Raw genomic sequence first — 21,238 nt, 5'->3', positions numbered from 1 at the left:
CTCAAGGCGCGTTGGTTTGCGCAAGTGCCATAACCTGGGTGCGCAGGCTGGTAACGGCAGGGGCGGGGGCCAGGGTGGCGTAACCTTGCAGCAGTTCTGGCAGTTGCTCTTCGAACAGCCAGCGACGGTCCTCGGGGTAGCGTTGCATATGCCGCAAGTTGCGCTGGCGCAAGGCTATGCGCAGTGCTGATGGATAGAGATGCAGGTCGGCAATATCGATCAGGGCGAACTCGCCATCGTCCATCAACAACACATTACCCAGGTGCAGGGAGCGGAAGTAAACGCCCTTGTCATGCAGCACCGCCAGGAACTTGCCGAAGCGCTCGACCAGGGCCTGGCGCATGGCCGGCGAACCCATCGACTGCATCACCTGGCGCAGGGTCTGGCCGGGCAGTGGTTGGTACAGCACGGCAGTGCTGCCATTGCGTAACTGAAACAGGTCGAGGATTTTCGGCGCGGGAATGCCCATCGCCTGCAAGCGCTCGCTGTTGACGGCAAAACGCTCCGAATAAGGGTTGAAGCTGCCCGAGGTGTAGCAGCGGCGTGCGCGGAACAACTTGAGGAAGTTGCCATTTTGCAGGCGCAACACCTTGGGCCCAAGGCCATCTTCTTCAATCACCTGGGCGTGGCTGGCAAGGGCGTTGAAGGCGGCATCGGACAGGCGGTGAACCGGTCTGTCACGCAGGGTCTTGAGGCGCAGGCCGATGTTCAGCGCGGCGATCAGTGCCAGTGGGATCCACAGCAAATACCAGTGTTCCTTGGGGCGCGAGATGATCCCGCCGCCTTCGGTCAGGCCGGCGCCAATGCCGTAAATCAGCCAGGCGGAGGCGAGAATGAACAATGGTTGCACGCGGTGACGCCAGCTGCGGTACAGGCCCCAGGCCTGCATGAACAACCAGGGCAGCAGGCCGAGCAAACCGACGTAGAACAGTACCCCGAGGAAAAAATTATGGGGCTCGCTCAGGGGGTAGTCGGGATACTCCGACAGCGCCAGAGACAAGTGCGCGTCATAGCCATGACCGATCCACGGCCGTTGTGCGATCAGATCCAGCGCCATCTGCCACAGTTCAAAGCGGAACGAGCTGCCGCGGCTGACGAGCATGTCCCAGAACAGCGTGGCCACCACAATGCCCCCTGCGGCGAGCATGCTGATCAGGGCCAGTGAGCGACGGTTCCAGCAGATAAAGCTGAGCCAGACCATAGCCATCACGATGGCCACCAACGGGGTTCGGGAGCCGGTGGCGATCACCGCCGCAAACATGATGACAAAGGCGGGAATGGCGACCAGCAGGACTTGCGCACGCTTGCAGGTCATGCACAGGGTGAGCCAGTAGATGCAGAAGAACCCGAATGCGTGGGAGCTGAGCAGCGGGTTGTCGAAAGCGCCGGCACCGATCATCCGAACTTGCGGATCATGGTTGGGAATGAACATGTACAAGTTGTACAGGGTGGCGACCAGGGCAATGACCGCGGCACCAAAGATGAGCGGCTGCAGGCTGTCGCTACGGTATTTGACCAGCAGGGTACAGCCCGCGAACAGCATGAACAGGTGCAGCGGGGGTTTGAGCAGGCCGAGAAAGTGGTCCTCGGTGTTGCTCCAGATCAGGCTGATCATGGCCCAGGCGGCAAACACCAGAAAACCTGCGATCAACGGTTCGCGCAGGATGTCCCTGAGCTCCCTGGGCCGCAAGACAAGGGCAATCAGGGTCGGAATGCTGAACAGTGCGTAATACAGTTTGTGATGCAGGCTTCGTCCAGGCAGAAAATAAAGGTCGGATAACAGTAATAAAAGGCCGGCAGGCAGCAGCCATAGGCAAATGAAATCAAACACCCGTTGTTTTGAATAATTTAAGTAGCTCAATTGCATGCTGAAAGGTTCGTTCCAGATTTTGGACGGCCATACTAGCGCACTGGCCCTGTAGTGTCGTTTTTACTGGCCCGTGCGGCCGGGCTACAAGCGGCAGTCAGTACACCAGAGAAGCTGTGATAAAGTCAGCATCCTTTTTGACTAACCGCCGCGTGATATGACCGAATCCAGCCCCAGCACAAGCGAATCGAGCTTGAAGATATATCTGCGCCTGCTCAGCTATGTCCGGCCTTATGTCGGCCTGTTCCTGCTGAGTATCGTCGGGTTTCTTATTTTCGCTTCGACCCAGCCAATGCTTGGTTACATCCTCAAGTATTTCGTCGATGGCCTGTCCAACCCGGACGCAGTGCTGTTTCCTACTGTTCCCTATTTGCGTGATCTGCGCCTGTTGCAGGTCGTGCCGATCCTGATTGTATTGATTGCTGCATGGCAGGGCTTGGGTTCCTTCCTGGGCAACTACTTCCTGGCCAAGGTGTCCCTGGGCCTGGTGCACGACCTGCGGGTGCAGTTGTTCAACAACCTGCTGGTACTGCCCAACCGTTATTTTGACAAGCATAACTCGGGGCATCTGATCTCCCGTATTACCTTCAACGTGACCATGGTGACCGGTGCTGCTACCGATGCGATCAAGGTGGTTATCCGTGAAGGCATGACGGTAGTGTTCCTGTTCGGCTCGTTGCTGTGGATGAACTGGCGCCTGACGCTGGTAATGGTCGCGATCCTGCCGCTGATTGCGGTCATGGTGAGTACGGCCAGCAAAAAATTCCGCAAGCAAAGCAAGAAGATTCAGGTGGCGATGGGCGATGTAACCCACGTTGCCTCAGAAACCATCCAGGGCTACCGCGTTGTGCGCAGCTTTGGCGGTGAGGCTTATGAGCGCAAGCGCTTCCTGCAAGCCAGCCAGAGCAATACCGACAAGCAACTGCGCATGACCCGCACGGGGGCTATCTATACCCCGATGCTGCAACTGGTCATCTATGTGGCGATGGGCATCCTGATGTTCCTGGTGCTGTACCTGCGTGGCGACTCGTCGCCGGGCGACATGATCGCCTACATCACCTTGGCCGGCCTGCTGCCCAAGCCGATTCGCCAGTTGTCCGAAGTCAGCTCGACGATCCAGAAGGGTGTGGCGGGTGCCGAAAGCATCTTTGAACAGCTGGATGAGAAACCGGAAGTCGACACCGGCACTGTTGAGCGCGACCACGTCACTGGCCGCCTGGATGTGCGCAACCTGAGCTTTACCTACCCGGACACCGATCGGCAGGTGCTCAAGGATGTGAGCTTCTCGGCCGAACCGGGACAAATGGTGGCATTGGTGGGGCGTTCCGGGAGTGGCAAGTCGACACTGGCGAACCTGATCCCGCGTTTCTATCACCACACGGCGGGCGAGATCCTGCTTGATGGCGTCGAGATAGAAGATTACCGCCTGCTTAACCTGCGCAAGCATATCGCCCAGGTGACCCAGCATGTGACCCTGTTCAGCGACACCGTGGCCAACAACATTGCCTACGGCGATCTGGCAGGTGCCCCGCGCGCCGACATCGAGAAAGCCGCGCGTGATGCCTACGCGATGGACTTTATCGAGCAGTTGCCACAAGGCCTGGACACTCAGGTCGGCGAAAACGGCGTGTTGCTTTCCGGTGGCCAGCGCCAGCGCCTGGCAATTGCCCGGGCGCTGCTCAAGAACGCACCGCTGCTGATTCTCGATGAGGCGACCTCGGCGCTGGATACCGAGTCCGAGCGCCATATCCAGGCGGCACTTGACCACGTCATGAAAGGCCGCACCACGCTGGTGATCGCTCACCGCCTGACCACCATCGAAAAAGCCGACCTGATCCTGGTGATGGACCAGGGCCAGATCGTCGAGCGCGGCACCCATGCCGAGCTGATGGCGCAAAACGGTTACTACGCCCGCTTGCACTCGATGGGCCTTGATGCCCCGGCCACCGGCGATATCGCCTGAGGTCTATACTTGACCTGTGGGAGCGCGGTTGCTCCCGCAGGCGATTTGCAAGTCCCGTCTGATTCTCATTCGCTGCGATTAATACCGTGAACTGACCTGCGTTCACCCTGTGTTAATATCGCGCCCCTGTTCATTTTGTATGTGGGTTCTCCATGAAGTTGTCCATGCCGCGATTCGATCAAGCCCCTGTCTTGGTGGTAGGCGATGTCATGCTCGACCGTTATTGGCATGGCGGGACCTCACGGATTTCCCCTGAGGCGCCGGTGCCGGTGGTCAAGGTCGAGCAAATCGAAGACCGCCCGGGCGGCGCGGCCAACGTTGCGCTCAACATTGCTGCATTGGGTGCGCCGGCTTCGCTGGTAGGCGTGACCGGCGACGATGAAGCCGCCGACAGCCTGGCCAATCGGCTTGAAGGTGCGGGCGTTCGTGCACTGTTCCAGCGCATCGCGCACCAGCCGACCATCGTCAAGCTGCGGGTCATGAGCCGTCACCAGCAACTGCTGCGTATTGATTTTGAAGAACCGTTCGCCACCGACGCGCTGGCGTTGGGTGCCGAAGTTGAAAACCTGCTTGAAGGCATCAAGGTGCTGGTGCTCTCCGACTACGGCAAGGGTGCCCTGAAAAACCATCAGGTGCTGATCCAGGCTGCGCGTGCCAGGGGCATTCCGGTGCTGGCTGATCCCAAGGGCAAGGATTTCTCGATCTATCGTGGCGCCAGCCTGATTACGCCCAATCTGAGCGAGTTCGAAACCATCGTCGGTGGTTGCACTGACGAGGCCGATCTGGTGGCCAAAGGCGCCAAGCTGATGGCAGACCTGGACCTGGGCGCCTTGCTGGTGACCCGTGGTGAACACGGCATGACCCTGTTGCGCCCGGGCTTTGCCGCCATGCACCTGCCAGCGCGTGCGCGTGAAGTGTTTGACGTGACAGGGGCGGGCGACACCGTTATCTCGACCCTGGCCGCCGCCATTGCTGCCGGTGAAGAACTGCCCCACGCCGTGGCCCTGGCCAATTTGGCAGCGGGTATTGTGGTCGGCAAGCTGGGTACAGCGGCCATCAGCGCGCCGGAACTGCGCCGTGCGATCCAGCGCTCCGAAGGGTCGGAGCGCGGCGTGCTGAGCCTCGATCAGTTGTTGCTGGCCATCGAAGATGCGCGGGCGCACAACGAGAAAATCGTCTTCACCAATGGTTGTTTCGACATTTTGCATGCTGGGCATGTGACCTATCTGGAGCAAGCGCGGGCCCAGGGTGATCGCTTGATCGTCGCGGTCAACGATGATGCATCGGTAAGCCGCCTCAAAGGCCCGGGCCGCCCGATCAACAGTGTGGACCGGCGCATGGCGGTACTGGCCGGCCTGGGTGCGGTGGACTGGGTAATCAGCTTTCCTGAAGCCACCCCGGAAAACCTGCTGGCCCAGGTCAAGCCTGATGTGCTGGTCAAGGGCGGTGACTACGGGATTGATCAGGTTGTCGGCGCCGATATCGTCACCGCTTATGGCGGTACGGTGAAAGTGCTGGGGCTGGTTGAAAACAGCTCGACCACGGCCATTGTCGAGAAAATCCGCGGTCAGTGATGGATCGCATACTCACTGTGGGAGCGGGCTTGCCCGCGATAAGCTCGACTCGGTCCAGCTAAAAAACCGAGTTGTCTGAATCGCGGGCAAGCCCGCTCCCACATGAGTAACTAAGACTTTTTCACCACCTTCCTGAATATCTGCCGCGCCTTGCCGGTCAGGCGCTTGAGCCGTGACTCTGGCTTGGGCGGCGTCAAGCCCTGCTGCCTGAGCCAATCCTTCCAGCGAATCCGCTCATCACGCACCACCCAGCCATCCTGTGGCGCAAAGCTCTCGGCCAACCGCACGCCGCGAGTGCTGGCAGGCTGCAGGCGGTCTTTACTCAGGGTGTACAGCTCGGCGCAGGGCTGGCCCTCCGTCAGCGGGATCAGGTACAGGTCCGGACGCTTGCGATCCAGGCGGGCCACCAGTTGATCCCCTTCCAGCCGCTCTTCAACATGGAACAAGCTCAGGGGCTTGGCTTCCCTGGGCACTTCCAGGCGCAGGTCGTAAATCAGCTGCAGTGAGGCGGTCGGCAGGTGCACATAGGTTCGTGGCCGCTCCAGCAGGGGCTGGCTGCCACAGCTCACAGGCCGGGTCGCACCGGACAGGGGGGTCAGACGAAAGGGCAGGGCTTCGCGGTAATGCAGCGCGCCAGCGTAGGGCGCCGGTAGCCAGGTTTCATTAAAACGGCCGCCAAGCCAGCCTTCGGGGGTTTCCAGCAGGCACTCTTCGGCAATTTCCTGAATGGCTGTATGCAGGGGCAGATTGACCTCGTGGGCGGGTACATAACCAGAGATCAGCTTGAGCACCACATCACCGCGATCCTGGCGGCGCTGGCGCACCAGTACCCAGTAATCGCGACCTTGCCAATGCAGGGTCAGGCGCACGGAGACCCCGAGGTTGGCCAGCTCCAGGGAAAAACGCTCATTGTCGGCAACCGTCACCGGGCGGCGTTTTTGCAGGGTTTGCGCGAAGTTCAGCGGCATGCCGATGCTTTGATAGCTCAAGCCCTCGGGCGTGGCCTCGACATACAACGGCAGGGTCTTGAAGTCGCTGGGGTTCTTGCGGATCAACATGCGCGGCATGGTCGGCTCCTCCTTGCGTCGGGGTCGGCCGCGTCGGCGGCTTCAGGTTTTGCGCAGAACCTGCGCAACAGTCGCCACGTTATGGGCCAGGTGCAGCGGATTGATGGTGCCGACAATAGCACTGGCAACCCCGTGATGGCCAAACACCAGTTCGAAACTGGCGCGCACCGGATCAACCCCGGGGCTCAGGCAAACATGGCCGCTGGCCAGGGCTTTTTTAACCAGAATGGCTTTGCCGTGGGCCGCGGCGTAATCGATCACGGGCAGCTCGGCCTGCTCATTGAGGTTATAGGTCACCATCGCGCAATCGCCGGTTTCCAGGGCCTTGAGCCCACCTTCAACGGTTTTGCCCGACAGGCCGAAACCGCGAATCTTGCCCTCGCGCTTAAGCTCGGCCAGGGTTTCGTAGACTTCGCAGCCGTTGAGAATGGCAAGGTCGTTGCCGTCGGAGTGGACCAGCACCAGATCGATAAAATCCGTTTCCAGACGTTTCAGGCTGCGTTCCACCGAGCGCCGGGTATGTGCAGCGCTGAAATCGTGACTCGACTGGCCGTCGACGAACTCTTCGCCGACCTTGCTGACGATCACCCAGTCCTGACGCTGGCCCCGCAATAGCGGGCCCAGGCGCTCTTCACTGCGGCCATAGGCGGGGGCGGTGTCGATCAGGTTGATGCCCAAGTCGCGGCTGAGCTTGAGCAGCATGCGTGCTTCGTCATCATCGGGGATCTGAAAGCCGCTAGGGTACTTGACCCCCTGGTCGCGGCCCAGCTTGACGGTGCCCAGACCCAGTGGCGAAACCCGCAGGCCGGTGCTGCCCAGCGGGCGATGGAAGTCGTGCAGGGTTGGCTGGCTCATGGCAACAGTTGCTCCCACGCGGTTTTGCCCAGAGGTGGGCGGGGTAGCGGTGGCAGGGCGGGGGCATGGCCCGGTTTGATGCCGTCCTGCTCCAGTGCTTGCAGCACCCGGTCAGAGAAGTCCGGCGCCAGTGCCAGCTTGGTCGGCCAGCCGACCAGCAGGCGGCCTTGATCCGCAAGGAAGGCGTTGTCCGGGCGCACCAACCCCGACTGCGCAGGCTCGGCACGGTTGACCCGCAACGTGGCCCACTGCGCCTGGCTCAGATCGACCCACGGCAGCAGGTTGCCCAGCTCTTTTTTGGCCACGGCGATCTGCTCGGCAGGCTCGCGGGCCACGCCATCGGCTTCGGCGATATCACCGCCCAGATACCACACCCACTCGCCATTGGCTGCAGGGTGGGTGGTGACGGTAATGCGTGGCTTGGGGCCACCGCCCAGGCAGTGGGCGTACAGCGGCTTGAGGGTGGGCCCCTTGACCAGCACCATATGCAGCGGGCGCAGTTGCTGGGCCGGCACACTGATGCCGACACTGGCCAGCAAGTCGGCGTTGCCGGAACCTGCGCTGAACACGATGCGCTGGGCGTGAATATCGAGACCGTCGACCCGCAGGCCGATCAGCTCGTCGTTCTCGAACAGCGGCTCAATGACTTGACCGGCCAGCAGGCCGTCGCCAGCGAGGTCGGCCAGGCGTTCGATCAGGCTCGGGACATCGACGACCAGCTCCGCCAGGCGATAGACCTTGCCCTTGAAGCGCGGGTCTTGCAGGGCCGGGGGCAACTGGTCGCCCTTGACCTGGTCGACCCGGCCGCGCACGGCCTTGCTGGCAAAAAAGCTGGTGAGGTTGCCTGCCAGGGTGCCTGGCGACCACAGGTAGTGGGCTTCGGAAAGCAGGCGTACGCCGCGCAGGTCGAGTTCGCCGTCACCGGCCAGGGCTTCGCGCCAGCGGCGTGGCATATCGGCAATGGCTTCGGACGCGCCGGTCAGGGCACCGTGCAGCGCGTACTTGGCGCCGCCGTGAATGATGCCCTGGGATTTCACACTTTGCCCGCCACCCAGGCTTTCACGCTCGACCACGATTGTGGAAAAGCCCTGGCGACGCAGGCGGGCATTGAGCCAGAGGCCGGCAACACCAGCGCCGACAATCAGCACGTCGGTGGTAATAACAGATGGCATGGGCGACCTCAGTGTTTAAAGACAAAGACCGCAAGTATACAGCCTGATCTTCAACCTGGCCTTGTAGAGGCCACTAACTTGGGTGTGCACTGTGGAAGGTTTAGTGCCCCGCAGTTTTGGAAAACAGCTGGATCACCACCACCCCCAGCACAATCAGGCCCATGCCGAGCATGGCTGGCACATCAAGCTTTTGCCCGTAGATAAACAGTGCCGCGATGCTCACCATCACGATGCCCATGCCCGCCCATACAGCGTAAGCCACGCCCACGGGGATGGTGCGTACCACCAGGGTCAGCATCCAGAACGCGGTGGCGTAGCCGGCAATCACCAGGACCAGCGGCAGCGGTGTGCTGAAACCCTTGATCGCTTTCATGGAGACGGTGGCAATCACTTCGGCACAAATGGCGATGGCCAGATAGTAGTAGGCGTTCATGGTGGAGTCCTGAGTGTGGTGCGGGGCAATTTAACAGCTCGCCATTCTAGTAGTTGTGAAAGTATGTAGTGCGTTCTGGTTGCGACAGGGTAAGGCGGATTCGGTGCCATCATCGTGAATACTTTTTCAAGTAAACTCCGCACCCATGAATAGAACTCTCTACACCTTGCTGTTTCATCTGGGGCTGCCGCTGGTGGCGATTCGTTTGTGGCTGCGGGCGCGCAAGGCGCCCGCTTATGCCCGGCGCATTGGTGAGCGTTTCGCCATAAATCTGCCGGCCATGCAACCGGGCGGCATCTGGGTGCATGCCGTATCGGTGGGCGAGAGTATCGCCGCCGCGCCGATGATTCGAGCACTGCTTGAGCGTTATCCACAGCTGCCAATCACCGTGACCTGCATGACGCCCACCGGGTCCGAGCGCATCCAGGCGCTGTTCGCGGGTGAGCCGCGTATTCAGCATTGCTACTTGCCCTACGATTTGCCGTGGGCCGCAGCGCGGTTTTTGAATCGTGTGCAACCCAAGCTCGCGGTGATCATGGAAACCGAGTTGTGGCCCAACCATATCCACCAGTGCGCCAAGCGTGGCATCCCGGTGGCGTTGGCCAATGCCCGGTTGTCGGCCCGCTCGGCCAAGGGCTATGGCCGCTTTCCCCGCCTGACCCGGCCCATGCTGGCAGAAATGAGCCTGATCGCCGTGCAGACCGAAACCGAGGCCGAGCGCTTCCGCCAGTTGGGTGCACGACCTGAATGCGTTGAAGTGACAGGCTCGATCAAGTTTGACTTGAGCATCAACCCGCAACTGCTGGTCGATGCCCGGGAGTTGCGTGAGCAGTGGCAGGCCCAGGCACGTCCAGTGTGGATTGCCGCCAGCACCCACGAAGGGGAAGACGAGATTGTGCTCGCCGCCCATCGCCGATTACTCAACCAGTACCCCAATGCGTTACTGATATTGGTGCCGCGCCACCCGGAGCGGTTCAACGCGGTGTTCGAACTGTGCCGGCGTGAAGGTTTTGCCACTGTGCGCCGTTCCAGTGGCGAGGCGGTCAATGCCGCAACCCAGGTCATGCTGGGCGACACAATGGGCGAGCTGCTGTTTTTGTATGCACTGGCCGACACCGCTTTTGTCGGCGGCAGCCTGGTGCCCAACGGCGGGCACAACCTGCTGGAACCTGCAGCGCTGGCCAAGCCGGTGTTGAGCGGGCCGCATCTGTTCAACTTTCTGGAAATCAGCGCGCTGTTGCGCGACGCCGGTGCGCTGGAAGAGGTGGATGACGCCCAGGGCCTGGCGCTGGCGGTACAGCGCCTGTTCGAGTTGCCGCAAGACGCCCGGCGCATGGGCCAGGCGGGCCTGAAAGTCATGCAGCTCAATCAGGGGGCCTTGCAGCGGTTGCTCGACGGGCTCGGGCGATTGTTGCCGCGCTAGTTAGCCAATGGCAGAAACCAGCGTTCTGCCAGGGCCTTGCCGATCTGGCCGCGATGCACATTGACCACGGCTTGCCCGCTTTTTGCGCCCGCCAGCTGTGACCAGTAGCTGAGCGTGCGTTGAGCCTTGGTCTTCAAGTGGGCAACGCTGTAGTCCTGCTTCGGCGTCGCGGCCTCGGGGTAATGGAAGTGGGCATACCACAATGGCCGGCCCTGACGGTCGTTGACCGCATACTCCTGGATAAAGTCGCGCCGCTCGCCCGCGAGCTGGATGCGTTTGCCCAGCCCGGCCATTTGCACCAGCTCCTGGTCAATCAGGTATTGCAGGTTGCCGTGGGTCGGCGGCAGTTCGAGGCTTAGCTGAATGCGCATTTCCCGGCCCTCCCTGAGCATCTGCTGCGCTGCGCTGCGCATGTTGTCGACCAGGGCCTGATCGTCCGGCAGGCGGGCGGCTTCAGCCTGGGCCTGAAGGGCTGTGTGCAGCTCGGTGGCCAGCCGGTCGAGCTTTTGCGCTTCGTGGGCGAGCAGCTCCTCGACTTCCTGGGGATGGCGTGACAGGTTCTTGTACTGACGGGCCTTGTTCAGGTGCTCTGCGAACATGGCGAACAACTTGCGCGCATCGCCCTTGATGATATGCAGGGCCCGCACCCGCAGGGGGGATGGCGGGCGCACGGTCTTGATTTCGACCCATTCGTCACCGTGTTGCAAGTAGGTCGAGAGCAGTTGCTCGTCATAGTCCGAACGCACTTCGATCACTTCATTTTGCCATTCGCTGTCGGCGGGCCTCAGTTCGCCGATCAGCTTGCCCTTACCGCGCACGTTGATGACTTTTTTCGGGCGGCTGCCCGCGCCTGACGGCGTGCGCTTGCGCGGTCTTTTCACCGTTGGTTGAGGGGTTGGCCGGATCTCGCTGGCCAGTTGCCTGGTTACATCCTGGTAGAGATCGGTGAGCAGCAGGCGCAGCTTGTTGAAGTACTCGGGCTCCAGCTCGTCGGCATACATCACCCCGATACCCTGCAATGAATCCAGCGCCTGGCCGTAGTTGTCCACAAGGCTGTCCAGGATCTCCAGGCGTTTGCTGGCGTCGAATTCCAGGGTGTTGAGCTGGTTGTGGGTGTGGGCATGTTCCTTGAGCGGGTCGATGGCGCTATCAAGGCTCTCTTCGATGATGGTGCCTGCCGATAGCCTGGAGCTGGCCAGCTTCAGGCAGTCGAGCTGGAAGCCCTTGAGGGTCAGGCCGGTATGGCCTGCGGCGGGCAGCATCTGGAGCAGCTCAGTGGCCGTGGCCGCCCCGGTCTCGCCGAGGTTGAACAGTTGCTCCAGGTAACCGTCCCTTTGCTCGATGCGCTCGATGGTGCTGTCGTTGAGTGCCACCTGCTCGCGGATCGACTGCATGAACCCTTGCGGGTCTTGTAGGGCGGCGGCTTCCAGCGCCGGGCCGGGGGTGGTGAATTGTGGCCATTTGGCGATCTGGCTTTTCTGTTCACTGGCCGAGATGGCCAGGGAGATGGTCCGGTTGTCGAAGGACTTCTCCAGCAAGGAGATCAGGATCGTTTCATGAAACGGTATTTTCAGCTCGGTACGCTCCCGGACTGTTGCCAGCAATGCCTGATAGGCGCTGAGTTCGGCGTGCAGGGCGACGCTGAGCCGGTTGCGGAACGTGGCGATTTGTTGCTCGTTGAAGCGCGGGTCCTGCATCGCCCTTTTCAGCGCGGTGTGGTTGATTTCAACGGCCTTTTGCAGTGGCACTTCATGCGGGAAAAAATCCGTCATCTGCGTTTGCAGTTCGCGGATGCGTTGGGCCTTGTGCTGCTGCAGGGCGGCGATGCGTTTGGGCGCCATGCCACCGAGCAGGCGCAGGCGCAGGTCCAGCGACCAGTTGCCGTGGCTGTCGGCTTTTAACGCCGGGCCGCGCTGGCCGGGATCAGTAGCCGACACGATCACCGCTCCCCCTTCGGGGTCGACATCGACGGGGTACAGGTCCTGGCCGACCCGGGCATGCCAGGCCTGGCCAATGTGGTACAGGCCTTTGTGCGGGCCGTCGGGGTGGGGCGCGGGCAGTGGTTGCGGGGGCGCCACTTTAAAGCCTGCAAGCCGTTCGCGTTGTATCGGGGTGAGGCGGTTGTGGGCACTGGCGAAGCTGAAGTCGAGCACCGTGCTGTCGGCCGCGGGCATTTCCCCGGGCAGCGCCACCAGCCCGGTGACCACCAGGGGCGGTTCGGGGTCGGGCCAAACTTCCCCGATGCGCACCGGGGCCCGGGGGCGCAAGGCCTGGGCCAGCAGGTCGGCGGGCAGGGGGCCAGGTCGCTGTGCCGCGGCCAGGGACTGGTGGAGCAGGAGCATGCCAAGGTTGAGCAGTACATCAGCCGCTGCCAGCTCGCGGGTGATGGCGTCGCTGCTGGTGAGCGCGGGGATGTCCTGGCTGGCCACGCTGGCCAGGCTTAGCAAACCACCGGTCAGCATCAGGGGCGGGGGCAAGCCGGGCAGCAGCAACAGGCTGTTGAAGATCAGGCCAGCCCCTTCCATCAGCACCCCCCAGCGGCTTTCGGCGTTGGACACCGAATCGCTGTCGGCCTGCGCCACCAGTGCCCTGGCATTGCAACCAAACAGATACTCCATCAACTGGCCGTTGTGCAGGTATTGCAGCAATTCGTCGCTGCTGCCATTGGTTGCCAGTTGCGCCGGGACGGGCCGTTCGAGGGGGGCATATTCGCTGCCCAGGCCAAAGCGCACGTAATGGGGCTCCCTGAAACCGCCGTTGTCGTAGATCGGGCGGGCGATATCGCTCAGCCAGGTGAGCACGCTGGTCTGCAGGGGGGAGGGCTCGGCGATGGCCTCCAGCAGGGCTGTGCGGGTGCTGAACTCCAGCAACGAAGGGGTATAGAAAGGACGGTACAGCACATGCGGGCCTTGCCCAGTGTTGGCCGGTTCGATGATGAACATGTTGCTCACGATGTCCGGCGAGGCTTGCGGGTGGCGCATCAGGGCCAGATGGCGCATGACCACCGCCGTGCCTTCAACCTCTTGCTCATCGGTGCCGGTCTGCACCACGGCGGCCACATAGCGGGCACCGAGCTCCGTGAAGCCGTGTTCGTGTTTCAGGCTCAGTTCCAGCGCTTCGAGCGGTAGCTGTACGCTGATATGGGCGGCGAACAGTTGTTCCCGGGTGCGGGCGTCGGTGGTGGCGCCCAGCAGCAGGTCTTCAAGGCGTTCGGGGTACATCTTGCCGATATTGACCGTTTCAATCAGCCCGCCGCGTTGGGTGATGTAGTCCGCGGTCAACCACGGGGGCAGCGCCAGGTCCCGGCGATGGCGCAGGCTGAGTGTGCCTTTGGGGCGTCCGAGCAGATTCTTCAGGGCCAGATCGGTCAGGCTCATGGTGGTGGTTTCGACAGTACCGACGGTATCCGGCAAGCCGGTGGCCGTGAGGAAGGTCAGTTCAATGTCTTCGGGGTCAAAGTGGTCCTGGCGCTCATCAATCGGGGTGGCCTGCTCAAAGTGGCCCTGGTCGCTGCGCATTTGCTGGTGCAGCACGTCGGCGGCATAGGCGTGGATGTCGCTGATGCCGTAGAGGTAGGTCTTGCCCCTGGCGATTTTTTTGGCAGAGGCCAGGGCCAGGCTGTATTGGCGGTAGCGGGCCTTGTCGGCGGCACTGGTGTTGCGCAGCCAGTGGGGCAAGTGCCTGTTGATGGTTTCAAGGCTGTACAGGCTGGCCTGCGGCCCGCCGGCCAGGAACTGCGCGGTGCTGGTGATGGAGCTGTAGACCTTTTGCAAAGCCGGCCAGCCGATGCTGGCCGGCAGCTGGAGCGCACCGATGTGTTCCAGCTGGCGGTTGAGGATGGCCGCGGCGCTGGCGTCGAACACATTGCCCTCAAGCTCGTAGTGGGTGATGCGGATTTCCCGGACGGTATAGGTCCGGCTGATCTGCCTGGCCCAGGCCCGGCTCAGGGAGTCCAGCGTCTTGTAGGTGAGGATGCTGCCGTCGGGTTTGCACAGCAGTACCTGCGCCCGGGTGGCCAGCACGATCCTTGAACTCAGGGATGAGTGCAGCGTGTGCGGGCTGAGCAATGAGGCCTTGAGCCAGTAGGCGCGCACGGCCGTGTCGCCGTACAGGCGGACCCGCTGCGCACGGTCCGGGGTCGTAATGACCTGATCGATGGCGATCAACGCATTCGGGTGCAGGTCGGTCTGCTGGAGGGCGCCAATCCGCAGGGTGTCCTTGAGTACATCGCTGAGCCATTGCCAGCGGCTGGCGCCGGTGTCGGCGTTGCCCGCCCAGAATTCGTTGAGTGCGCCTTGCAGGCCGATGGGCAGGCGCCAGGCGAGTTCCTTGGCCAGGGCCTCGACAATCGCCATGTCCAGTTCGCCCTCTGCGGGGCTGAGCCAGTCAGGCGGGTTATCGGTCAGGTAGCAGGGTTGCGTATTGACCGGGCGCAAGTCCAGCCCGGTGCCCCTGCCCAGGTAATCCAGAACCCGTGGCATGAAGGGCTCCAGCGCCCAGCCGCCTTCGGGCCTGGGGACCGCCAGGCGGGTGCGCTGCAGATCGATGCGCAGTGACGGGTAGTGTTGCACCAGTGCGGCGGTGAGCATTTGCCGGGCGACCGTTTCAAGCGCAGGGCCATTCGCAAACTGGGCTCGCACGGCATTTTCGGGTGGGTTCAGGGAGGTTGCGGGGACGGTAGGCATAAGCGTTCCTGTAGAGGCTGGCAGAGGGTCATACGACTGATGCCGTATTAACGTCTGTTGCTCTCAGGGAACGGTGGTACCCGGGTATATCAGTCAAGCCAATTGCTGTGGGAGCGGCGGCGCTTTTTTCGCGAGCCGGCCCGCTCCCACAGGGTGCGTCAGTTGCCCGGCGAGCGCAAATTGGCTTCGGCGGCCTTGGCCAGGTCCGGCGGCAGGAAGTCCTTGTCCGGGTTGTAGTCGGCCTTGAGGTAGTGCGACAGGGCTTCCAGGTCCCCGGGGTTCAGGGTGCCCGCCGCCTGCTTGAGGCGCAGGTTGTCGAGGATGTAGTCATAGCGGCTGTTGTTGTAGTCGCGCACCGAGTTGTACAGCTGGCGCTGGGCATCGAGCACGTCGACGATATTGCGGGTACCCACCTGGTAGCCGATTTCCGTGGCTTCCAGCGCGCTCTGGTTGGAGATGATCGACTGTTTGCGGGCCGATACCTGTTCAACGTCGGTGTTCACGGCGCGGTGCAGGTTGCGGGTGTTTTCCACCACCTGGCGGCGCAGTGCCTCGCGCTGTTGCTCGGTCTGGTCCAGGCGCGAGTAGGACTCACGCACTTGCGAGCTGGTCAGGCCACCGCTGTAGATCGGGATATTCAACTGCACGCCAATGCTGCGCTGCGATACGTCGCCGCCATAACGCTGGTTGAGGGCGTTGGGGTTACTCAGGCCGAAGGCGTCGTTGTCGCCGGTCTTGTACTGCGCCACGGCATCCAGGGTTGGCGCGTGACCAGCCTTGCGCTGCTTGAGGGTTTCTTCGGCGGCGCTGACCGCGTAGTTGCTGGCCAGCAGGTTGAGGTTCTGCTGGGCGGCGGTATCGACCCACGACTTGGCGTCATTGGGCATCGGCGGCAGGATCGGCAGGGTGTGGCGCATGCCTTCAATCGCGTTGTACTGACGGTTGGTCAGGGTGATCAGCGATTCAAATGCATCTTCGACCTGACGCTGCGCCAGCATCCGGTTGGCCCGCGCGGTGTCGTAGCTGGCCTGGGATTGCAGCACGTCGGTCTTGTCCGACAGGCCTACGTCAAAGCGCTCGCGGGACTGGTCCAGCTGGCGCTTGAAGGCGGCTTCTTCGGCTTTGGTCGCCGCCAGGGTGTCCTGGGCACGCAATACCGAGAAGTAGGCATTGGCGCTTTGCAGGATCAGATTTTGCTCGGTAGCCGACAGTTGCAGCGCAGCCTGTTCGTTGATCGACTCGGCGGCTTTAAGCTGGAACCAGCGGTCGATGCGGAAAATCGGCTGTGCCAGCGTGGCCTGGTACACCATCGCGCTGCGGGTGGTGGTCAGCGACGGCTGGTCGATGGCGGTACGCACATTGCTCGACTCGGCACCGCCGGACAGGTTGGGCAGCAAACCGGCACGGGCCTGGGGGACCACTTCCTTTTGCGCTTCGTAACCGGCGCGGGCTGCGGCCAGGTCGGCGTTGTTGTCGACCGCTTCGTGGTAAACGCTGACCAGACCGTTTTGGCTGGACAATGGAGCGGGGGTGTCCAGCGCCATTGCGCTGGTCGCCCAAGACACGGCAAGAGCCAGTGATAGTTTGCGCAGCATGAGCGATCCCTAGTTCAAGAATGCGAAAAATGAAAGCCCGAGTCCGACTCGCGGTTTCAGGAAGTAGCGAGTGTAGTAGTTTTGGGCGCGATAGAGCATCTGCAAGTTGCGGCTTGGCACTTGTAGCTAAAAATTTGCCGCTGTCCTAGACTGTGCCCGTTCTTGTCGGGGTGCCTTGCTATGAGGCTGAGATCGAATAATTTCGGATCCCGTTGAACCTGATCAGGTTAACGCCTGCGTAGGGAACAAGATTTCTCGTCTCCCGGCGAGTCCTCTTGAGTGCCGTCCGGGATCGATTGGTTAAAAAACAACCAGTCGTTCGAGGCCGTCACTCAGCACCCAGTCCTTGGGTGCATCCGTACATTTTTCAGGTTCTCCCTCCGACAATCCGCCTGGATGCAGTCTGGAGAGCCGTGATGAGTACAAAACCAAAAAACGCGATCAATCTCAGTGATTCGGCCAAGGTCGATGAGCAGTCGGTCAAGCCGTTTACCCGCTCGCAAAAAGTCTATGTACAGGGCTCGCGCCCCGACATTCTGGTGCCGATGCGTGAAGTCAGCCTGGATGTCACACCTACCGATTTTGGCGGCGAAGTGAACGCCCCGGTATTGATCTACGACACCTCCGGCCCGTATACCGACCCGTCTGTGCAAATCGATGTGCGCAAAGGCCTGGGCGATGTGCGTTCGGCCTGGATCGACGACCGCGCCGACACCGAGCGCCTGCCAGGCCTGAGCTCCAATTTCGGGCAAATGCGCCTCGAAGACGCTGAACTGACCAAACTGCGCTTCGCCCACGTCAAAAACCCGCGTCGGGCCAAGGCCGGCGCCAACGTTACCCAGATGCACTATGCGCGTCAGGGCATCATCACCGCCGAGATGGAATACGTCGCCATCCGCGAGAACATGAAACTGCAGGAAGCCCGCGCCGCCGGCCTGCTGGACCAGCAGCACCCGGGCCACAGTTTCGGCGCCAGCATCCCGAAAGAAATCACCGCCGAGTTCGTGCGCGAAGAAATCGCCCGTGGCCGCGCCATAATCCCGGCCAACATCAACCACGTTGAGCTGGAGCCGATGATCATCGGCCGTAACTTCCTGGTGAAGATCAACGGCAATATCGGCAACAGTGCGCTGGGTTCTTCGATCGAAGAAGAAGTGGCCAAGCTGACCTGGGGCATCCGCTGGGGTTCGGACACGGTCATGGACCTGTCCACCGGCAAGCACATCCACGAAACCCGCGAGTGGATCATCCGCAACTCGCCGGTGCCGATTGGTACCGTGCCGATTTACCAGGCGCTGGAGAAGGTCAACGGCGTGGCCGAAGACCTGACCTGGGAGCTGTTCCGCGACACCCTGATCGAACAGGCCGAGCAGGGCGTGGACTACTTCACCATCCACGCCGGCGTGCTGCTGCGCTATGTGCCGCTGACCGCCAAGCGGGTGACCGGCATTGTGTCGCGCGGTGGTTCGATCATGGCCAAGTGGTGCCTGGCGCACCACAAAGAGAACTTCCTCTACACCCATTTCGACGAAATCTGCGAAATCATGAAGGCCTACGACGTCAGCTTCTCGCTGGGCGATGGCTTGCGTCCGGGGTCGATTGCCGACGCCAACGACGCCGCGCAGTTCGGCGAGCTGGAAACCCTTGGCGAACTGACCAAGATCGCCTGGAAGCACGACGTGCAATGCATGATCGAAGGCCCGGGCCATGTGCCGATGCAGTTGATCAAGGAGAACATGGACAAGCAGCTGGAATGCTGCGACGAAGCGCCGTTCTACACCCTCGGCCCGCTGACCACCGATATCGCGCCGGGTTACGACCACATCACCTCGGGTATCGGGGCGGCGATGATCGGCTGGTTCGGTTGCGCCATGCTCTGCTACGTCACGCCCAAGGAACACCTGGGCCTGCCGAACAAGGATGACGTCAAGACCGGGATCATCACCTACAAGATCGCGGCCCATGCTGCGGACTTGGCCAAAGGCCACCCTGGCGCACAGATCCGCGACAACGCCCTGAGCAAGGCGCGTTTTGAATTCCGTTGGGAAGACCAGTTCAACCTGGGCCTGGACCCGGACACCGCACGTTCGTACCACGACGAAACCCTGCCCAAGGATTCGGCCAAGGTCGCGCATTTCTGCTCCATGTGCGGGCCGAAATTCTGCTCGATGAAAATCACCCAGGAAGTGCGCATCTACGCCGCCAACCAGCGCATTGATGCCATTGATGTGGATGTAGCCAAGGGCCTTGCCGAGCAGGCCGAGCGCTTCAAGCAGGAAGGCAGCCAGTTGTATAAAAAAGTGTGATGTAAGCAGTCCCCTTGTGGGAGCGGGCTTGCTCGCGATGCAATCAACTCGGTATGTCTGAGTCACCGAGGTGCTGCAATCGCGAGCAAGCCCGCTCCCACAGGGTTTTTTAGGCGGTTTTCTCTTTGTGGGATTCATTCCTTGAACACACCCGGTACCTATTCTCCCGACCTTGCTGTCCCTCTGGACCGGCGTGCATTCGGCGGTCGCGATCTGTTTTCCCTGTGGTTCTCCCTCGGCATTGGCCTGATGGTGTTGCAGACCGGTGCGTTGCTTGCGCCGGGGCTGGGGCTGTCGGGTTCTTTGCTGGCAATTTTTTTCGGCACGCTGGTGGGCGTGTCGCTACTGGCTTCGGTCGGCGTGATTGGCAGCGACACTGGCCTGTCGTCGATGGCTGCGCTCAAGCTCAGCCTGGGCAGTCGCGGTGCCATGCTCCCGGCCATGCTCAACGTGCTGCAACTGATCGGCTGGGGTTCGTTTGAAATCATCGTGATGCGCGATGCCGCCAGCCTGCTGGGCGCCCGGGCATTTGGCGAAGGCAGTGTGCTGAGCAACCCGCTGTTGCTGACGCTGTTGTTTGGCGCCCTGGCCACCTTGCTCGCGGTCAGCGGGCCATTGACCTTTGTGCGCAAGATCCTGCGCAAGTGGGGTATCTGGCTGCTGCTGGCGGCCTGCCTCTGGTTGACCTGGAACCTGTTTGCCAAGGCCGATCTGCCAGCGCTGTGGGCGCAAAAAGGCGATGGTTCGCTGCCGTTTGCCGTCGGTTTTGACATTGCCATTGCCATGCCGCTGTCCTGGTTGCCGCTGATCGCGGATTACTCGCGCTTTGGCAAGCGGGCCAAAAGCGTGTTCGGCGGCACGGCCGTGGGCTTCTTTATTGGTAACTTCTGGCTGATGAGCCTGGGTGTGGCCTATACCCTGGCGTTCGCCCCGAGCGGTGAAGTCAATGCGCTGCTGCTGGCGCTGGCGGGTGCGGGGCTGGGGATTCCGTTGCTGTTGATTCTGCTCGATGAGTCGGAAAACGCATTTGCCGATATTCACTCGGCGGCGGTGTCTGGCGGGATTTTGTTGCGTTTGAAGGTCGAGCACCTGGCCTTGGCCATTGGCGTGATCTGCACCCTGATCGCCTGCTTTGCACCGCTGGCGCAGTACCAGAACTTCCTGTTGCTGATTGGCTCGGTGTTCGCGCCCTTGTTCGGCGTGGTGCTGATGGATCACTTTATCCTGCGCAAGCGCAGTGCCCGGGTTACGCCGACGTTGCTACGCTGGTCGAGCTTGCTGGCCTGGCTGGGCGGGGTGGTGACCTATCATCTGCTGGCGAACTTGCTGCCGGATGTGGGCGCGACATTGCCCGCGTTGCTGCTGGCCGGGGGATTGCAGTGGCTGTTGGGGCGCTGGTCAAAAACGGCCTAGCACACTGTGTGAGCGGGCTTGCTCGCGATGCTGGCGACGCGGTTTTCAAGTGAAACCGTATCGATCCCATCGCGAGCAAGCCCGCTCCCACAGGGGCCGTTGGCGTTACCCGCGACCCGGAAACCACTCTGGCTTCAAAATCCCGTTCAAGCGCGAGTACGGGATCTTCAGTTCAACATGCCCTTCAGAGTACGGCGCAATGCTGTACACGTCGTACTTGAGCACCACGTTGTCCTTGAGCAATGCGACATGCGGGGTTTTCTGGAATGGCCAGTTCTGCACGAACTCCGGGTCGCTGCCGTAGTGGCTGCTGATCAGCCAGTTGTTGTGGGCTACTTTGGCGGCGCCCCAAAAAGCCTGCTCCTGACCCGGCAGCAGCATGTCCTGCAAGGTCACGTCCTTTTGCTGGGAACGCGAGTAGTTGATAAACCCGCGCCCCGGCATGCCATGAGCACCACCGGTGTCCAGGTAGCTGGACAGCTCGACAATCACCAGACCGTCATGCTGCTCGCGTACCTTGGCCTGCAAATAAGTGCTGTTACGGCTGTCAGCCGTGCGCAGGAAGTGTTCGCGGTAGGCGTTGAGCGAGGGTGCCAGCTTGTCGTCAGGCGAGTTGACGGTCATTCGCAGCAGGCGATTTTCGATCATCGCATCGAGCTTGGGGGCGTCGGGGAAATGCAGCGTGTCGATATTCACCAGCGGGCAATCCTGGCCGGTGCAGCCTGCCTTGACTTGCTCGGAAGCGTCATTGGCAAACGCCAGCGGCTTTTGCACCGCAGGCTGGAACACGCTTTGGCACGCACCCAGGGTCAGGGCGATGCAAGTCATGGAAGCAAACTTTAAAAGCGACATGGTCGTCCTTCATCGTCGAAAGAGTAAGGGAAT

Annotated in this window: 13 protein-coding genes and 1 riboswitch; of the genes, 5 read left to right on the top strand and 8 right to left on the bottom strand. The window is 61.6% G+C overall.

Annotated elements, in window-relative coordinates:
- Window position 1 precedes the first annotated feature (1 nt).
- A complete protein-coding gene (locus tag BFC21_RS16280) occupies window positions 2-1,867 on the bottom strand; it encodes a bifunctional O-antigen ligase/aminoglycoside phosphotransferase family protein (RefSeq protein ID WP_120266362.1) in 1,866 nt (621 codons plus the stop codon).
- A 157-nt stretch (window positions 1,868-2,024) separates the two neighbouring features.
- Between BFC21_RS16280 and msbA the strand changes: the two genes are divergently transcribed.
- Window positions 2,025-3,830, top strand: coding sequence for a lipid A export permease/ATP-binding protein MsbA (msbA, locus tag BFC21_RS16275; protein WP_088378373.1), 1,806 nt, complete (start codon window positions 2,025-2,027; stop codon window positions 3,828-3,830).
- 152 nt (window positions 3,831-3,982) lie between these two features.
- Window positions 3,983-5,404, top strand: coding sequence for a bifunctional D-glycero-beta-D-manno-heptose-7-phosphate kinase/D-glycero-beta-D-manno-heptose 1-phosphate adenylyltransferase HldE (gene hldE / locus BFC21_RS16270; protein ID WP_029611702.1), 1,422 nt, complete (start codon window positions 3,983-3,985; stop codon window positions 5,402-5,404).
- 110 nt (window positions 5,405-5,514) lie between these two features.
- Here hldE and BFC21_RS16265 read toward each other — a convergent pair whose 3' ends face one another.
- From BFC21_RS16265 to BFC21_RS16250, 4 genes are all read right to left on the bottom strand, one after another.
- Window positions 5,515-6,471, bottom strand: a complete 957-nt coding sequence (locus BFC21_RS16265; RefSeq protein WP_088378372.1) for a metal ABC transporter ATPase — start codon at window positions 6,469-6,471, stop codon at window positions 5,515-5,517.
- Window positions 6,472-6,513: 42 nt separating this feature from the next.
- On the bottom strand, window positions 6,514-7,326 hold the full coding sequence (locus BFC21_RS16260) for an aldo/keto reductase (protein ID WP_016783270.1): 813 nt from the start codon (window positions 7,324-7,326) through the stop codon (window positions 6,514-6,516).
- Window positions 7,323-8,498 (bottom strand): FAD-binding oxidoreductase, encoded by a 1,176-nt coding sequence (locus BFC21_RS16255; protein WP_120266361.1) that lies wholly within the window; start codon window positions 8,496-8,498, stop codon window positions 7,323-7,325. The genes BFC21_RS16260 and BFC21_RS16255 overlap by 4 nt, the downstream gene beginning before the upstream one ends.
- A 100-nt stretch (window positions 8,499-8,598) precedes the next feature.
- Window positions 8,599-8,931 carry a multidrug efflux SMR transporter gene (locus tag BFC21_RS16250; RefSeq protein ID WP_016783272.1) on the bottom strand — a complete coding sequence of 111 codons (333 nt, stop codon included), beginning with the start codon at window positions 8,929-8,931 and terminating at the stop codon, window positions 8,599-8,601.
- Window positions 8,932-9,076: 145 nt separating this feature from the next.
- Here BFC21_RS16250 and waaA point away from each other — a divergent pair, with 145 nt between their 5' ends.
- The gene (gene waaA, locus BFC21_RS16245; RefSeq protein ID WP_088378370.1) at window positions 9,077-10,354 is read left to right on the top strand and encodes a lipid IV(A) 3-deoxy-D-manno-octulosonic acid transferase; all 1,278 of its coding nucleotides are present in this window, start codon (window positions 9,077-9,079) and stop codon (window positions 10,352-10,354) included.
- Here the strand turns inward: waaA and BFC21_RS16240 are convergent.
- On the bottom strand, window positions 10,351-15,039 hold the full coding sequence (locus BFC21_RS16240) for a dermonecrotic toxin domain-containing protein (protein ID WP_120266360.1): 4,689 nt from the start codon (window positions 15,037-15,039) through the stop codon (window positions 10,351-10,353). The two genes, waaA and BFC21_RS16240, sit on opposite strands and share 4 nt — an antisense overlap.
- 158 nt (window positions 15,040-15,197) lie before the next feature.
- Window positions 15,198-16,634 (bottom strand): TolC family outer membrane protein, encoded by a 1,437-nt coding sequence (locus BFC21_RS16235; RefSeq protein WP_088378368.1) that lies wholly within the window; start codon window positions 16,632-16,634, stop codon window positions 15,198-15,200.
- 156 nt (window positions 16,635-16,790) lie between these two features.
- Window positions 16,791-16,896: riboswitch (TPP riboswitch) on the top strand.
- A gap of 154 nt (window positions 16,897-17,050) precedes the next feature.
- Here BFC21_RS16235 and thiC point away from each other — a divergent pair.
- Together thiC and cytX are read left to right on the top strand one after the other, a co-directional pair.
- Window positions 17,051-18,940, top strand: a complete 1,890-nt coding sequence (thiC, locus tag BFC21_RS16230) for a phosphomethylpyrimidine synthase ThiC (protein ID WP_088378367.1) — start codon at window positions 17,051-17,053, stop codon at window positions 18,938-18,940.
- Window positions 18,941-19,081: 141 nt separating this feature from the next.
- Entirely contained in the window at window positions 19,082-20,353 is a 1,272-nt protein-coding gene (gene cytX, locus BFC21_RS16225) for a putative hydroxymethylpyrimidine transporter CytX (protein ID WP_177342591.1), read from the top strand.
- 105 nt (window positions 20,354-20,458) lie between these two features.
- On the opposite strand, the gene BFC21_RS16220 is transcribed toward cytX, so the two are convergent.
- Window positions 20,459-21,205: an RsiV family protein gene (locus tag BFC21_RS16220; RefSeq protein ID WP_095004287.1), complete on the bottom strand. Its 747-nt coding sequence runs from the start codon at window positions 21,203-21,205 to the stop codon at window positions 20,459-20,461.
- Window positions 21,206-21,238: the final 33 nt, after the last annotated feature.

This window comes from Pseudomonas sp. TMW 2.1634 (assembly GCF_001703595.1).
Lineage (GTDB): Bacteria > Pseudomonadota > Gammaproteobacteria > Pseudomonadales > Pseudomonadaceae > Aquipseudomonas > Aquipseudomonas fragi.
Note: the sequence above shows the minus strand (reverse complement) of the source record. Positions and strands in the feature narration are given on the sequence as shown.

Bases quoted from the DNA above. Each gene is read 5' to 3' on its own strand.
- BFC21_RS16260 (WP_016783270.1), bottom strand. From the start codon at position 7,326: ATGAGCCAGCCAACCCTGCACGACTTCCATCGCCCGCTGGGCAGCACC.
- BFC21_RS16255 (WP_120266361.1), bottom strand. From the start codon at position 8,498: ATGCCATCTGTTATTACCACCGACGTGCTGATTGTCGGCGCTGGTGTT.
- BFC21_RS16240 (WP_120266360.1), bottom strand. From the start codon at position 15,039: ATGCCTACCGTCCCCGCAACCTCCCTGAACCCACCCGAAAATGCCGTG.
- thiC (WP_088378367.1), top strand. From the start codon at position 17,051: ATGAGTACAAAACCAAAAAACGCGATCAATCTCAGTGATTCGGCCAAG.
- BFC21_RS16280 (WP_120266362.1), bottom strand. From the start codon at position 1,867: ATGCAATTGAGCTACTTAAATTATTCAAAACAACGGGTGTTTGATTTC.
- BFC21_RS16235 (WP_088378368.1), bottom strand. From the start codon at position 16,634: ATGCTGCGCAAACTATCACTGGCTCTTGCCGTGTCTTGGGCGACCAGC.
- BFC21_RS16250 (WP_016783272.1), bottom strand. From the start codon at position 8,931: ATGAACGCCTACTACTATCTGGCCATCGCCATTTGTGCCGAAGTGATT.
- BFC21_RS16220 (WP_095004287.1), bottom strand. From the start codon at position 21,205: ATGTCGCTTTTAAAGTTTGCTTCCATGACTTGCATCGCCCTGACCCTG.
- hldE (WP_029611702.1), top strand. From the start codon at position 3,983: ATGAAGTTGTCCATGCCGCGATTCGATCAAGCCCCTGTCTTGGTGGTA.
- BFC21_RS16265 (WP_088378372.1), bottom strand. From the start codon at position 6,471: ATGCCGCGCATGTTGATCCGCAAGAACCCCAGCGACTTCAAGACCCTG.
- waaA (WP_088378370.1), top strand. From the start codon at position 9,077: ATGAATAGAACTCTCTACACCTTGCTGTTTCATCTGGGGCTGCCGCTG.
- msbA (WP_088378373.1), top strand. From the start codon at position 2,025: ATGACCGAATCCAGCCCCAGCACAAGCGAATCGAGCTTGAAGATATAT.